Source organism: Micromonospora sp. CA-259024 (assembly GCF_050936255.1).
Lineage (GTDB): Bacteria > Actinomycetota > Actinomycetes > Mycobacteriales > Micromonosporaceae > Micromonospora.
This window is the reverse complement of the sequence record NZ_JBNJND010000001.1, coordinates 2,593,925-2,609,797: the sequence shown is the minus strand read 5'-3', so window position 1 is coordinate 2,609,797 and position 15,873 is coordinate 2,593,925. Positions and strand designations below refer to the sequence as shown.

The 15,873-nt window shown below is 69.3% G+C and carries 1 protein-coding gene; it reads left to right on the top strand.

Features of this window, described 5'->3' with window-relative positions; translation table 11 throughout:
• The first annotated feature begins 528 nt into the window (after positions 1 to 528).
• Complete coding sequence (locus ACQEUX_RS11270; RefSeq protein ID WP_433045274.1) at positions 529 to 15,864, top strand: amino acid adenylation domain-containing protein; 15,336 nt, start codon at positions 529 to 531, stop codon at positions 15,862 to 15,864.
• The last annotated feature ends 9 nt before the right edge of the window (positions 15,865 to 15,873 follow it).

Here is a 15,873-nt window from a genome sequence, read left to right as displayed (position 1 = left end):
AATCTTGTTTCGACGGCTGCTTGAGACAAATGACGACGGAGTCGACTGCCGATTGTTTCACCTGTGCCCTCGGCGAGACCTGGCTTCGGTGCGGATGCTGATCGGCCGCCACCGACTCGGTCACCTAGGCGACGCTGACGGATGCGGGTGGTCGCGCCAGCCGAAGTCGTACAGGTCCCGCCGGTGCAGCGCCGGATTGCCGCAGCGGCGGACAGGCTTGTCGATCACGGATCGACGATTTCGTAGGGTCAGGTTTCGTGTGCGGTCCGCGGCGCTCCGATTTGTTCGGTGGCTCGCCGTCAGGACACGCGATCGTCGGGACCGCGCCGCCTGCCGCCACCAGAAGGGGTAACCCAAGACGCGCCACCCTGGGTGGATCTTGGGCTGTTTACCAATTCCTTACGCTTCCTTCACCTGGCGTCTCCGAAGGTGGGAATCCGCGATGCGAGGATTCGCGCCGAACTTCGCGTGTAACGATGAAATAGGGGTGCTTGAATGTCCGGGTCGGGCGACGATCGCAGACGGCCCATGGCGGGTCAGCTCGGTATCTGGCACGCTCAGCGGCTTCAGCCGGACAACCCCATCTACAATATCGCGGAGTACGTCGACATTCGCGGCCCAATCGACGTCGGACTCTTCGAGACGGCTCTCCGTAAGGTGGTTTCGGAGGTTGACGCATTCCATCTGCGATTCGACGCCGATGCCACCGGATTTCCGATCATCCGGTTCGACGGATCGCTCGACTGGAAACTCGATGTCGTCGACCTCAGTGCCGCCGACAACGCGGTCGAGGACGCGCTCAGGTGGATGCGGGCGGACGCGGGCCGCCCTGCGACTCTGCACGACGGGGGGTTGTTCACCCTCGCGTTGCTCAAGGTCGGCGACGAGCGTCATTTCTGGTATCAGCGAACCCACCACATCATCGGGGACGGCTTCGGCGGCTCCCTGGTGGCCGCCCGAGTGGCCGACACCTACACCGCGCTGGCCGCGGGCGAGGACCTGCCAGCGCCCACCCTGCCATCGGTGACCGTCCTGATGGACGCCGACACCGAGTACCGAGCATCGGCGGACTTCGACGACGACCAGACGTACTGGGCCGAGGTGCTCGCCGATCTTCCGGCGCCGCTGAGCCTCAGCGGTCAACGACCCGGTGCGACGCCCCACCGACTCATCCGCCACACCCAGGATCTCGCGCCGGACATCGCGCAACGGCGCCGTGCCTCGGCCCGGCGGTACGGCACAGGCCTCACCGTCCTGGCCGTGGCAGCCGGGGCGCTCTGCCTGCAACGGGGGACGGGAGCGCGGGACGTCGTCATCGGCCTGCCGGTCATCGGCCGCACCGGAAGCGTGGCCCGGACCGTGCCCGGCATGACCGCCAACGTGCTGCCCATCCGCCTGACCGTACGCCCCGGCAGCACGGCCGGTGACCTGGTGAAGCAGGCATCGCGGGCGATCCGGAGCGCACTACGGCACCAGCGTTACCGTACCGAGGACATGCTGCGTGACCTGCGGTTGATCAATCAGGGCAACCTCTATTCCCTACTGGTCAACGTCATGTCGTTCGACTACGACCTGACGTTCGGCGCCGCCGCCAGCACCGCGCACAACATTGCCGGTCTGCACTTCAACGACTTCTCGGTGTCCGTCTACGACCGGCCGGTATCAGGGGACATGAGCGTCGTCGCCGACGCGAATCCCGACCTGTACGACGAAGAAGCGGTCACCCGCCAGACGTCGAACTTCCTGGCCGCGCTGGACTGGCTCGGACAGGCCGCGCTGGAGGACCGTATCGAGCACTTCGAGCTGCTCGACGACGCGGAGCGCGAGCTGATACTGCGGGCCTGGAACGACACGGCCCACGACGTCCCCGCCGTGACGGTGGTGGACCTGTTCGAGATGCGGGCGGCAGCCACCCCGGACGCGCCCGCGGTGGACGCGTTCTCCTACCGAGAGGTGAATGCGAAGGCGAACCAGCTCGCGCGACTGCTCGTCGATCGCGGTGTCGGCCCGGAGTCGCTGGTCGCGGTCGCGCTGCCCCGCTCGGCTGACCTGATCGTCGCCCTTCTCGCGGTGCTGAAGGCCGGTGCGGCCTACCTGCCCCTCGACCTCGACCAGCCTGCCGACCGGATCAATTTCATCGTGACGGATGCCGCCGCATCCGCGTTGCTCACGGCCGACACGCTCGCCGAGGCGAACGGGCCGGATTCCGACTTCGGACGAGCACTGTCACCCGACCATGCGGCGTATGTCATCTACACCTCGGGATCGACGGGGCGGCCGAAGGGTGTGGTGATCACCCACCGGGGCATGACGAACTACGTCGCTCGGGCCGCGGAGGTCTATCCGGGCCTGGGCGGACGGGTCCTGTTCCATGCCTCGGCTGCCTTCGACACGAGCGTCACCTCGGTCTTCGGCGCCTTGGTATCGGGCGGTCACGTCATCGTCGGTGACGTGGATTCGGCCGGCAATCTGTCGTTCCTGAAGGTCACGCCGGGACACCTCCCGATGGTGGCCGACGTCCCATCCGAGCTGCTGATGGTCGGCGGCGAAGCACTGCACAGCGGGCAGTTGGGCCAGCGGCAGCAGAAGGTCGACGTGGTCAACAGTTACGGCCCGACCGAGACCACGGTTGCCGTCGCCGACTATCGGCTGGGTGATGACGAGGGCCCAGTGCCGATTGGCCGTCCGGTCTGGAACACCCGCTTCTACGTACTGGATGCGGGACTGCGACCGGTGCCCGTGGGGGTTGCCGGGGAGTTGTACGTCGCTGGCGCGCAGTTGGCTCGTGGTTATCTGAACCGTCCCGCGTTGACGGCGGAACGCTTCGTGGCACATCCGTTCGGTGCCCCGGGGGAGCGGCTGTATCGCACCGGCGACCTGGTGACGTGGCGCGGCGACGGCAACCTGGATTTCCTCGGCCGTACCGATGACCAGGTGAAGGTGCGTGGTTACCGCGTCGAGCTCGGCGAGATCGAGGCGGCCCTGCTGACGCTGCCCGGGGTCGCGCAGGCGGCGGTGGTGGCGCGCGACGGGCGTGTCTTCGCGTACGTGGTCGGTACGGCGGATGTCGAGGAACTGCGGGCGCGACTGCCGGAGTTCATGATCCCGGCGGCACTCGTCGTCCTGGACGCACTGCCGCTCACCGTCAACGGCAAGGTGGACCGCAATGCCCTGCCCGCGCCCGAGTTCGTTTCGCGCGATGTCTACCGGGCTCCTGTCACGGGCAGAGAGTCCCTGGTCTGCCGGGCTTTCGCTGACGTGCTCGGCGTCGACCGGGTTGGCGTGGATGACAACTTCTTCGCGCTGGGCGGTCATTCGCTGCTGGCGGTGACGCTCGTTCAGCGACTGCAGGAGCAGGGTCTGGCGATCGATGTCCGCGACATCTTCCGTACGCCCACCCCCGCCGGTCTGGTCGTCGGTCCAGCCCGGGCGGCGATCGTGGTGCCACCCCGCCGTGAGTTCGCAGCGCCAACCCCCGACGCGTTTCCGCTGGTCGAGCTGACCCAGGACGAGATCGACCGGATCGCCGACGCGATCCCGGGTGGGGCTTCGAACATCGTCGACATCTACCCGCTGGCGCCGCTACAGGAAGGAATCTTCTTCCACCACCTCATGAGCCGCAGGAACGACTCCGGCGACGTGTACGTGCTGCCGGTGGAGCTGGGTTTCGACTCGGAGGATCGGCTCGCCGGCTTTCTCGACGCGCTTCAGAAGGTGGTGGACCGGCACGAGATCCTGCGTACGGCGATTGTCTGGTCGGGCCTGCGCGGGCCGGTCCAGGTGGTCCAGCGCACAGCGCGGATCGAGGTGTCCGACCGTGACGTCGACTTCGACATCAGTCGGGCTCCGCTGCTTCGAGTACGGGTCGACGGCAACCGGGCGCTGATCCGGATCCACCACATCGTCCAGGACCACACAGCCCTCGACGTGCTGCTGAACGAGGTCCGCGCCATCGTCGGCGGGCGTGGTGACGAGCTGCCGAAACCGGTGCCGTTCCGCGACTTCGTCGGCCGGGCGTTGCTCGACGTGTCTCGTGCGGAGCACGAGGCCTTCTTCGCCACGCTCCTCGGCGACGTGACGGAGCCGACCGCGCCGTACGGCCTGACGGACATCCAGGGCGACGGCACCGGCGTCACCGAGGCGACGGTCCCGCTGCCGGCACTGGCTGCCCGGCTGCGCGAGGTGGCCCGCCGGCAGGGCATCAGTCCGGCGACGGTGTTCCATGCCGTCTGGGCGCGCGTCCTGGCGGTGGTCTCCGGCCGTACGGACGTGGTGTTCGGTACGGTGCTGTTCGGCCGCATGGGCGGGGGCGGTGACGTCCCGGGACTGTTCATCAACACGTTGCCGCTGCGAGTCGACACCCACGCGGCCTCGGTCGCGCAGGTGCTCACGGCAGTGCAGGAGCGGTTGGCCGATCTACAGACCCACGAACACGCACCGCTCGCGGTCGCGCAACGCGCCAGCGGCGTCCCGGCCGGATCGCCGCTGTTCACCACCCTGCTCAACTACCGGCACAGCATCCCCGGCACGGCGACCGCTGGTCTCGACGGCGTCACCCTGCTGAACGTCCGCGAGCGCAGCAACTACCCGATCGCGGTGACCGTCGACGATCTGGGCGCCGACTTCTCGATCACCGTCCAGGCCACCGCCCCCGCCGCACCGGCGGCGCTCGGTGCCATGCTCAGCATCGCCACGGAAAGCCTGGTCGCCGCGCTTGAGGCATCCGCCGGGGAGCGGCCGTTCCGGTACGTCGACACCCTCACCACCGCCGATCGGCACCGCATCCTGCACCGCTGGAACGACACCGCGCAGGCCCTTGCGGAGCTGACCGTGCCGGAACGGTTCGAGGCCCTGGCAGCGACCGCACCGGACGCGGCGGCAGTCGTGTTCCCGGGCGGTCGACTGTCCTACCGCGACCTGAACGCGCGGGCGAACCGGCTGGCCCGGCTGCTGGTCCGGCTCGGGGTCGGCCCGGAGTCGCTGGTGGCGATCGCGCTGCCCCGCTCACCCGAGCAGATCGTCGCGCTGCTCGCGGTGCTCAAGGCCGGTGGCGCCTACCTGCCGATCGACCCTGACTACCCGACCGACCGCATCACCTACATGCTCGGCGACGCCCGGCCCGCCGTGTTGCTCACCTGTCGAGCCGTGTCCGGCGGGCTCGCCGCGCCAGGCGTGGTACGTCTCGTCGTCGACGATCCGGAGACCGTCGCGGCGTGCGAAGACCTCGCCACGACCGATCTGACCGACGTCGACCGGATCGATCCGCTGCTGCCTGCCCACTCCGCATACGTCATCTACACGTCGGGCTCCACCGGGCGTCCCAAGGGCGTGCTCGTACCGCATCGGGCGATCGGCCGGCTCGTACGCGACACCAACTATCTCGACGTCGGCCCACACGACGTGATCGGCCAGCTCTCCTCAACCTCGTTCGACGCAGCCGCGTTCGAGGTCTGGGCGGCGTTGCTCAACGGCGCCACGCTCGCCGTCTCCCCGCAGCGGGTGCTCTCCGGCGCCGCGCTGCGCGACCTCATCGCCGAATTCAACGTGACGACACTGCTGCTGATCGCCGGGCTGTTCCACGAGATCGTGGACACCGACATCAGCGCGCTGCACGGTGTGCGTACGCTGCTCGCGGGCGGCGACGCGCTGTCGCCCGAACACTGCCGACGGGTGCTCGACGAGGTGCCCGGGCTGCGGCTGGTCAACGCGTACGGGCCCACCGAGAACACGGTGATCTCCACGGCGCACACCGTACGGCCGGAGAGCCTGACGTCGATCGGTGGCCCGATCGCCGGTAGCCGTGCCTATCTGCTCGACGCGTCGCTGCAACCGGTGCCGCCGCACGTCCCCGGCGAGCTCTACGTGGCCGGCGCCGGACTGGCCCGCGGCTATCTGGGTCGGGCCGGCCTGACGGCGCAACGGTTCGTGGCCTGCCCGTTCGGTACGCCCGGCGAACGGATGTACCGAACCGGCGACCTGGCCCGGTGGGACGCGGAGGGCCGCCTCGAGTTTCTGGGACGCACGGACGACCAGGTGAAGATCCGCGGCTTTCGCATCGAGCCGGGCGAGGTCGAGGCGGCCGTCGCGGCGCATCCGTCGGTGGGCCGGGTGGCGGTCGTCGTCCGTGAGGACGCACCCGGCGGCAAGCGGCTCATCGCGTACGTCGTCTCGGCCCCCGGCGCGGCCGTGGACGGTGCCGCCGTACGCGCACAGGCTGCGCTGGCGTTGCCGGACTACATGGTGCCGGCGGCGGTGGTGGTGCTCGACGAGCTGCCGTTGACGGTGAACGGCAAACTCGACCGTGCCGCCCTGCCCGCGCCCGGGTACACCGTGGCTGCCTCCCACCGTGCGCCGGCCTCCGCGCGCGAAGAGGTGCTCTGCCAGGCGTTCGCCGAGGTCCTCGGCCTCGACCGGGTCGGCGTCGACGACAACTTCTTCGAGCTCGGCGGTCACTCACTGTTGGCGGTCCGGCTCATCGAACGGCTGCGGCTGCGCGGGCTACCGGTGGACGTGCGGGCGTTGTTCCGTTCGCCGACCGTGGCCGGACTGGCCGCTGCGGTGGCACCCGACGCGGTGGCCGTCCCACCGAACCTGATTCCGGCCGGAGCGCAGCGGATCACCCCGGACATGCTGCCGCTGGTGGACCTCGGCGAGGACGAGATCGCCCGGATCGTGGCGCGGGTGCCAGGCGGGGCGGCGAACGTCGCGGATGTGTATCCGCTGGCGCCGCTACAGGAGGGCATCCTCTTCCACCACCTCATGAGCGCCGGCGGTCCGGATGCCTACGTGATGCCGGTCGTGCTGTCCTTCGACACCCGCGGGCGCCTCGACGGGTTCCTGTCCGCTCTCCAGGTCGTCGTCGACCGGCATGACATCTTCCGCACGGCCATCATCTGGGAGGGTCTGCGCGAGCCTGTCCAGGTGGTGCTGCGCGACGCACGGATCCCGGTGGACGAGGTGCATCGGCTGCCGACGTCACCCGACACCACCATGGACCTCGGCGCGGCACCGTTGCTGCGCGTCACCGTGTCCATCGACACCGACTCAGGACGGGCCCTCGCGCTCCTTCGGATCCACCACCTGATCCAGGACCGTACCGGCCTGGACGTGGTGCTGGGGGAGGTGCGCGCCGTCCTCGACGGTCGCGGTGACCAGCTGCCCACGCCGCTGCCGTTCCGTGACTTCGTCGCCCAGGCCCGCCTCGGGACGCCGCGAGAGGAGCACCAGCGGCACTTCGCCGCGCTGCTGGGCGATGTCACCGAACCGACCACTCCGTTCGGGCTCGTGCAGACCCGGGGTGACGGCAGCGGCGTACGGCAGGCGGCCCACCGGCTGGACGGGCGGCTCGCCGAGCGGCTGCGCGACCAGGCGCGCGTTCGGGGTATCAGTCCCGCGACGGTCTTCCACGTGATGTGGGCGCGGGTGACCGCCGTCCTCGCCGGCCGCGACGATGTGGTGTTCGGAACCGTACTGTTCGGCCGGATGCAGGCCGGCGCCGGCGCCGACCGGATCCCCGGCCTCTTCATCAACACCCTTCCCGTACGCGTGCGGGTCGGCACGTCGACCGTGGCGCAGGCGGTGACGGCGATGCGCGACCAGCTCGCTGATCTCCTTCGGCACGAGCACGCACCCCTGTCCGTGGCACAGCAGGCGAGCGGGGTCCCGCCGCAGAACCCGCTGTTCAGCACGATCCTGAACTACCGGCACAACCCCGCTCCCGAGCGCGCCGGCGAAGCCCTGCTCGACGGCGTCGAGATCCTGCACCACGGCGGCGCGACCAACTACCCGCTGACCCTGTCGGTCGACGACACCGGCACCGGCTTCGTCCTGAGCGCGCAGACGGCCGCCTCCGTCGACCCGGGCGCGCTCTGCACGATGGTGGACGCCGCCATGAGCGACATCGTCACGGCGCTGGAGACGGACACCGGCGACCTCGGCGACGTGGACGTGCTCGGCGTGGACGAGCGGCGAACGGTGTTGGCGGAATGGAACAGCACAACCGTCGAGGTGCCGCCGGCCGTCCTACCGGATCTCCTGGAGGCGCAGGCGGCGGCCACCCCAGACACGATCGCGGTGTGTTTCGAGGGCACCGACCTCACGTACGCAGAACTGAACGCCCTCGCGAACCGGCTCGCCCGGCACCTGATCGCGCAGGGCGCGGGCCCCGAGAAGCTTGTCGGCGTCCTGTTGGAACGCTCCGCCGACCTGGTCGTCGCGCTGCTGGCAGTGGTCAAGACGGGTGCCGCCTACCTGCCGATCGACCCGGCCCTGCCCGCCGACCGCATCACGTACCTCATCGAGGACGCCCGCCCAGTCATGGTGATCACCGCAGACATGGCCGCCGCCGACATGTCCGCGTCCGCAGCCAACCTCACCGACGCCGAACGGCGCTCCCCACTGCACCCGAGACACCCCGTGTACGCCATCTACACCTCCGGATCCACCGGCCACCCCAAGGGGGTCCTCGTGGATCACCGTGGCCTGGTCAACCGGCTGACCTGGATGCAGCACGCCTACCAGCTGACGCCGGTCGACCGAGTGCTGCAGAAGACCCCGTTCGGGTTCGACGTCTCCGTGTGGGAGTTCTTCTGGCCGCTGCTGCACGGCGCCACCCTGGTCGTGGCCCGACCGGCAGGCCACCAGGACCCCGCGTACCTCGCCGACCTGATCCGGCGCCAAGGCGTGACCATCACCCATTTCGTACCGTCGATGCTGCGCAGTTTCCTCGAGGATCCGGCCGCAGCCGGGTGCGACGGGCTCCGGGCGGTCATCTGCAGCGGCGAGGCCCTGCCGGCCGACCTGCACGCGCGCTTCAGCGAGCTGCTGCCCGCGACGATCGTGCACAACCTGTACGGGCCGACCGAAGCCTCGATCGACGTCACGGCGTGGACCGCCGACCCGGGCACCCAACCGGCAGAGGTGCCGATCGGCCGACCCGTGTGGAACACCCGGGTGTACGTCCTGGACCCCCGGCTGCGACCCGTCCCCCCGGGTGTCGCGGGCGAGCTGTACCTGGCCGGCGTGCAACTGGCCCGCGGCTATCTGAACCGTTCGGGCCTGACGGCACAACGGTTCGTCGCCGACCCGTTCGGCCCGGCCGGCGAGCGGATGTACCGCACCGGCGACCGTGTCCGCTGGTCCTCGTCCGGCGACCTGATCTACCTGGGTCGCACCGACGACCAGGTGAAGGTGCGTGGATTCCGCATCGAGCTGGGCGAGATCGAGGTCGCCCTACGGTCGACGCCCGGCGTACGCCAGGCGGCCGTCGTCGTCCGTGAGGACGTGCTGGGCGACCAACGGATCGTCGCCTACCTGGTGTCCGACGACCCGATCGACACCGCCGCGCTGCGGAGGGCACTCGGCCGGATCCTGCCCGAGTACATGGTGCCGTCGGCGTTCGTGCCGCTGGATGCCTTGCCGATGACGGTGAACGGCAAGCTCGACCGCAGGGCACTGCCGACGCCCGGCCACACCGCCGCCGCGGTAGGCCGCGGTCCGGCGTCTGTGCGGGAGGAACTTCTCTGTCAGGCGTACGCCGTGGTGCTCGGCCTCGACGAGGTTGGTGTCGACGACAACTTCTTCGACCTGGGCGGGCACTCGCTGCTCGCCACCCGGCTGGTCAGCCGCATCCGTGCCACCATGGGCGTCGAGCTGACCGTCCGCACCGTCTTCGACGCCCCGACGGTAGCGTCGCTCGCTGCTCGACTGACCGGGGCGACGCCACCGCGCGCGGCTCTCACGGCACGGGCTCGCCCGGATGTGCTGCCCCTCTCGTACGCCCAGCGACGCCTCTGGTTCCTGGCCCAACTGCAGGAGCCGAACTCCACCTACAACATCCCGATCGTGCTGCGCCTCACCGGCACCGTGGACCGGGCGGTGCTCGCCGCGGCGCTGGCCGACGTGGCCGGCCGCCACGAGGCGCTCCGCACGGTGTTCGCGACCGTGGGCGGGGAACCGCACCAGGTGATCCTGCCGGCAGAGCCGGGCCTGGTGCGCCTGTCGACCGAGGGAGATCTACAGACTGCCGTCGGGCACGCCTTCGACCTCGCACGGGAGGTGCCGCTGCGCGCCTGGCTGTTCGACGACGTGCTGGTCGTCGTGCTGCACCACATCGCCGGGGACGCCTGGTCGCTGGCGCCGCTCGCCGGTGACCTGTCAGCCGCCTACCAGGCACGGTTGGACGGTGTCGCTCCGGCGTGGGAGCCGTTGCCGGTCCAGTACGCGGACTACGCGCTCTGGCAACGTGACCTGCTGGGCTCCGAGGACGCCCAGCTCGCCTACTGGCGGACCGCCCTGGACGGTCTGCCCGACGAGCTGAGGCTGCCGATCGCTCGGCCGCGTCCGCCGGTCGCCTCGCACCGGGGTGGCGTGCTCATGCTCGACCTCGGCGAGGAGGTGCACGACCGGCTGGGCCAACTCGCGCGGGCTCACGGCGTCACCACCTTCATGGTCCTGCACGGCGTGCTCGCGGTGTTGTTGTCGCGGTTGGGCGCCGGTACGGACATTCCGGTCGGCACGCCGATCGCTGGGCGCACGGACGAGGCCCTGGATGGTCTGGTCGGCTTCTTCGTCAACACGTTGGTGGTGCGCACCGACGTGTCGGGGGATCCGACGTTCGCGCAGGTGCTGCGCCGGGTTCGGGAGACGGTGCTGAGTGCGTACGCGCATCAGGACGTGCCGTTCGAGCGCCTTGTCGAGGAATTGGCCCCGGATCGGTCGATGGGCCGGCACCCGTTGTTCCAGGTGATGCTGTCGGTGCACAACACTCCCCAGGCGACCCTGACGATCCCGGGGGTCGAGGCCACGGCGGTGCCACTCGACGAGATCGGGGAGATCCCGGCCAAGTTCGACCTGTCGTTCGAGTTCACCGGCGCACGCGGGCGGATCGTCTACGCGACGGACCTGTTCGACGCCGCGGACGTGGAGGTGTTGGCGCAGCGGTTTGTGCGGGTGCTGACGGCTGTTGTTGAGGATCCGGATGCGCGTGTTAGCGGTCACGACATTCTCGGTGCCGCGGAGCGTGAGTTGGTGTTGCGTGGGTGGAACGACACCGGGCGGGTTGTTCCTGGGGTGTCGGTGGTGGATTTGTTTGAGGCGCGGGTGGTGGTGGCGCCGGACGCGCTTGCGGTGGGTGGGTTGTCGTATGGGGAGCTTGACGCGCGGGCGAATGGGTTGGCGTGGTGGTTGGTGGGTCGTGGTGTGGGTCCGGAGTCGGTGGTGGCGGTTGATCTGCCGCGGTCGGTGGATCTGGTGGTGGCGTTGTTGGGGGTGTTGAAGGCCGGTGGCGCTTATCTGCCGATTGATGGGGGTTATCCGGTCGAGCGGGTGGCGTTCATGGTGGCGGATGCGGCGCCGCAGGTTGTGGTGACCGCTGAGGTCATGGCCTTGGTGAATGGCGTGGATGTTGGTCCTCGGCGGTTTGTTCGGTCGGATCATCCGGCGTATGTGATTTTCACGTCGGGGTCGACGGGGCGGCCGAAGGGTGTGGTTGTCACTCATCGGGGTTTGGTGAATTACGTGGCGCGGGTGGCTGAGGTGTATCCGGGGTTGGACGGGCGGGTGTTGTTGCATGCGTCGCCGGCGTTCGACACGACGGTCACTTCGGTTTTCGGTGCGTTGGTGTCTGGTGGTCACGTCGTTGTCGGTGAGGTGGAGTCGGCCGAGGGTTTGTCGTTGTTGAAGGTCACTCCGGGGCATCTTCCGATGGTGACCGAGTATCCGTCGGAGTTGTTGGTGGTGGGTGGTGAGGCCCTGCACAGCAGCCAGGTGGGGGACTTGCGGGATCGGGTTGGTGTGGTCAACAGCTACGGTCCGACGGAGACGACCGTTGCTGTTGCGGATTACCGGTTGGGTGATGACGAGGGCCGGGTGCCGATCGGTCGTCCGGTGTGGAACACCCGTTTCTATGTTCTGGACGAGGCTCTGCGGCCGGTGCCGGCGGGGGTTGCCGGCGAGTTGTATGTCGCCGGTGCTCAATTGGCTCGGGGTTATCTGAACCGGGCGGCGTTGACGGCGGAACGGTTTGTGGCGAGCCCGTTCGATGGCCCGGGTGAGCGGTTGTATCGGACCGGGGACCTGGTGAAGTGGCGCGGCGACGGGAATCTGGAGTTTCTTGGTCGGTCTGATGATCAGGTGAAGGTGCGTGGTTATCGGATCGAGTTGGGTGAGGTGGAGGCGGCGCTGCGGGAGTTGCCCGGGGTGGTGCAGGCGGTGGTCGTCGCGCGGGAGGACCGGCTCGTCGCCTATGTCGTGGGTGGTGCGGAGTTGGCGGCTTTGCGGGGTCGTTTGCCGGATTACATGGTGCCGGCGGTGATCGTGGGGTTGGATGCCCTGCCGTTGACGGTGAACGGGAAGGTGGATCGGGCGGCGTTGCCGGCGCCGGAGTTCGTGTCGGGGGACGTGTTTCGGGCTCCGGTGACGGCTCGGGAAACGGTGGTTTGTGCGGCTTTCGCGGAGGTGTTGGGCGTCGATCGGGTCGGTGTCGATGATGATTTCTTCGCTCTTGGTGGTCATTCCCTGCTCGCGGTGACGCTGGTCCAGCGGCTTCGTGATCGGGGTGTCGGTGTCGACGTCCGCTCGATCTTCCTGACCCCGACCCCGGCCGGGCTCGCCGGCAGCCGTGCGCGGCCCGCGGTCGTGGTGCCACCACGACCGGCCTTCGACACCCCGACACCCGACGCGTTTCCGCTGGTCGAGCTGACCCAGGACGAGATTGATCGGATCGCTGGCCAGATCCCTGGCGGGGCGGCGAACATCGTCGACATCTACCCCCTCGCACCCCTGCAGGAAGGCATCTTCTTCCACCACCTGATGAGCCGAGAGACCGGCCGCGACGACGTCTATGTCCTGCCGATCAGACTCGGCTTCGACACCCGCGAACGCCTCGACACCTTCCTCGCCGCCCTCCAGCGGGTGGTCGACCGGCACGAGATCCTCCGCACGGCCTTCGTCTCGGAGGGCCTACCGGCTCCGGTTCAGGTGGTCCAGCGCACGGCGCGGATCGAGGTGTCCGCCGCCGACATCGACCTCGGCCAGGCACCGCTGATCCGGGTCCAGGTCACCGGCAACGAGGTCCTGGTCCGAATGCACCACATCGTCCAGGACCACACGGCGATGGACGTCCTGCTCAACGAGGTCCGAGCCTTCATCGCCGGCCAGGGTGACGAACTGCCGGCACCGTTGCCGTTCCGCGACTACGTCGGACAGGCACTGCTCGGCGTTCCACGCGAAGAGCACGAGGCGCACTTCGCGGCGCTGCTCGGCGACGTGGACGAGCCGACCGCCCCCTTCGGTCTCCTGGACGTCCAGGGCGACGGCAGCGACGTCACCGAGTCGACGATCGCGCTGCCATCCGCCCTGGCGGCACGGCTGCGCGAGGCGGCCGGCCGACACGGGATGAGCCCGGCGACGCTCTTTCACGCCGTCTGGGCACGCGTCCTGTCGGTGATCTCCGGACGCGACGACGTGGTCTTCGGCACCGTCCTCTTCGGCCGGATGGGCGGCGGCGGTCGAACCCCCGGCCTGTTCATCAACACGTTGCCTCTGCGGATCGACAGCCGGTCCGCCGGCCTCTCACAGGTGTTGACCTCGGTACGCGATCAACTCGCCGACCTCCAGGTGCACGAACACGCCCCGCTCGCGGTCGCCCAGCGGGCCAGCGGCGTCCCGGCCGGAGCGCCGCTGTTCACCACCCTGCTCAACTATCGACACAGCACCCCAGGCAAGGCCGCAAACAGCCTCACCGGCGTCACCGTGCTCGAGGTCACGGAACGCACCAACTATCCGATCACCGTGATGATCGACGACCTGGGCGCAGACTTCTCGGTCACCGTCCAGGCCGCCGCCCCTGCGTCCCCGCCTGCCCTGTGCGCCATGGTCAAGACCGCCACCGAGAGCCTGGTCGCCGCGTTGGAGACCCCCAACCCGGGCTGGCCCTTCCACCGCCTGGAGACGCTGACCGAGGCGGAACGCACCCATCTCCTCGCCCCCGCCGCTGCTCCGGTCGACAGTGCCTCGTCCGCCACGCTGGCGCACCTCTTCGAGGCCTGCGTCGCCGCGACACCCGACGCCGTCGCGGTCAGCGGGGTGGGAGAGCCCTTGACGTACGCCGACCTGAACACGCGCGCCAACCGGCTGGCACGGCACCTCGTCGCCCACGGCGCCGGTCCGGAAACGGTGGTGGCAATCGCCCTGCCGCGAACCCCGGACCTCGTCGTCGCGTTGCTGGCCGTGCTCAAGGCGGGTGGTGCCTACCTGCCGATCGATCCGGACTACCCGGCGGAGCGAGTCGCGTACGTGCTGGCCGACGCCGCCCCCGTGGCAGTGCTCACCCAGCGATCGGTCATCGAGTCCGGCGTCCTGGGCGAGACCGCCACCGGCCGCACCGTTCTCGTCGAGGAGACTGACGCGCTGCCCGGGCTCGACGCCCACGACCTCACCGACGCTGACCGGCGCGCCCCACTGCGGCCCAACCACCCGGCCTACGTCATCTACACCTCCGGCTCCACCGGCCGCCCCAAGGGCGTGGTCGTCACCCACCGGAACGTCGTTCGCCTTTTCACAGCCACCAATCACTGGTTTGGTTTCGGCCCGGACGACGTCTGGTCGTTGTTCCACTCGTACGCGTTCGACTTCTCCGTCTGGGAACTGTGGGGCGCCCTGCTGCACGGCGGTCGCCTCGTGCTGATCTCACGCGACGTGGCACGTACGCCGAGAGACTTCCTGGGCCTGCTGGCCCAGGAGAGCGTCACGGTGCTCAACCAGACACCATCCGCCTTCTACCAGTTGCTGGACGAGGGCAGGCGAGCCGGCGGGTCCACCACCGCGCTCAAACTCCGGTACGTGGTGTTCGGCGGGGAGGCACTCGATGTCGGCCGCCTGCGCGACTGGTACGCCCGACGCCCGGACAGCCAACCGCAGCTGATCAACATGTACGGCATCACCGAGACCACGGTGCACGTCACGTACGCCCCGTTGACCGCCACCCCGGACAGCGAGAGCCCGATCGGCGAGGCCATCCCGGACCTGCGCACGTACGTCCTGGACCGCCACCTCGGCGTACTGCCCCCGGGCGTGCCCGGCGAGCTGTACGTCTCCGGAGCCGGGCTCGCCCGCGGCTACCTGAACCGGCCCGCACTGACGTCGGGCCGGTTCGTCGCGGACCCGTTCGGTGCGCCCGGAGAGCGGATGTACCGCACCGGCGACCTGGTGAAGCGTCGCGCCGACGGCACGCTGGTCTACCTGGGGCGCACCGACGAACAGGTCAAGGTGCGCGGCTTCCGCATCGAACTCGGCGAGGTCGAGGCGGCCGTGCTCGGGCACGGGACCGTGGGTCAGGCAGCGGTCGTGGTACGCGAGGACGTACCCGGTGACAAACGCATCACCGCCTACGTGGTGCCCGCTGGTGACGATGCTCCGGACCCCTCCGTCGTCCGCGCCCACGTGGCGCGGACGTTGCCCGACCACATGGTGCCCGCAGCCGTGGTGGTGCTCGCCGCACTGCCACTCACGGTCAACGGAAAACTCGATCGGCGCGCCCTGCCCGTCCCGGACCGCACCTCCATGACCACCGCCACCCGAGCACCGTCGACACCGCGGGAAGTGGCCCTGTGCCGGCTGTTCGGCGAGGTACTCGGCGTCACCGGCGTCGGGGTCGACGACAACTTCTTTGATCTCGGGGGCCACTCGCTGCTGGTCACCCGGCTCATCGCCCGGATCCGCGCCGAACTGGCAGTCGAGGTCACGATCAGAACGGTCTTCGAGGCGCCCACGGTGGCCGGCCTGGCGCGGGCAATCGACACCGTGCCGGCGACCCGGGCCAGGCCCGCGTTGCGCCCGCGCGCTGAGCGGGGAGGAAACCGATGAGAGCGGCAG

Excerpts from the sequence above, each read along its gene's own strand:
- ACQEUX_RS11270 (WP_433045274.1), top strand. The coding sequence starts at position 529 with ATGGCGGGTCAGCTCGGTATCTGGCACGCTCAGCGGCTTCAGCCGGAC.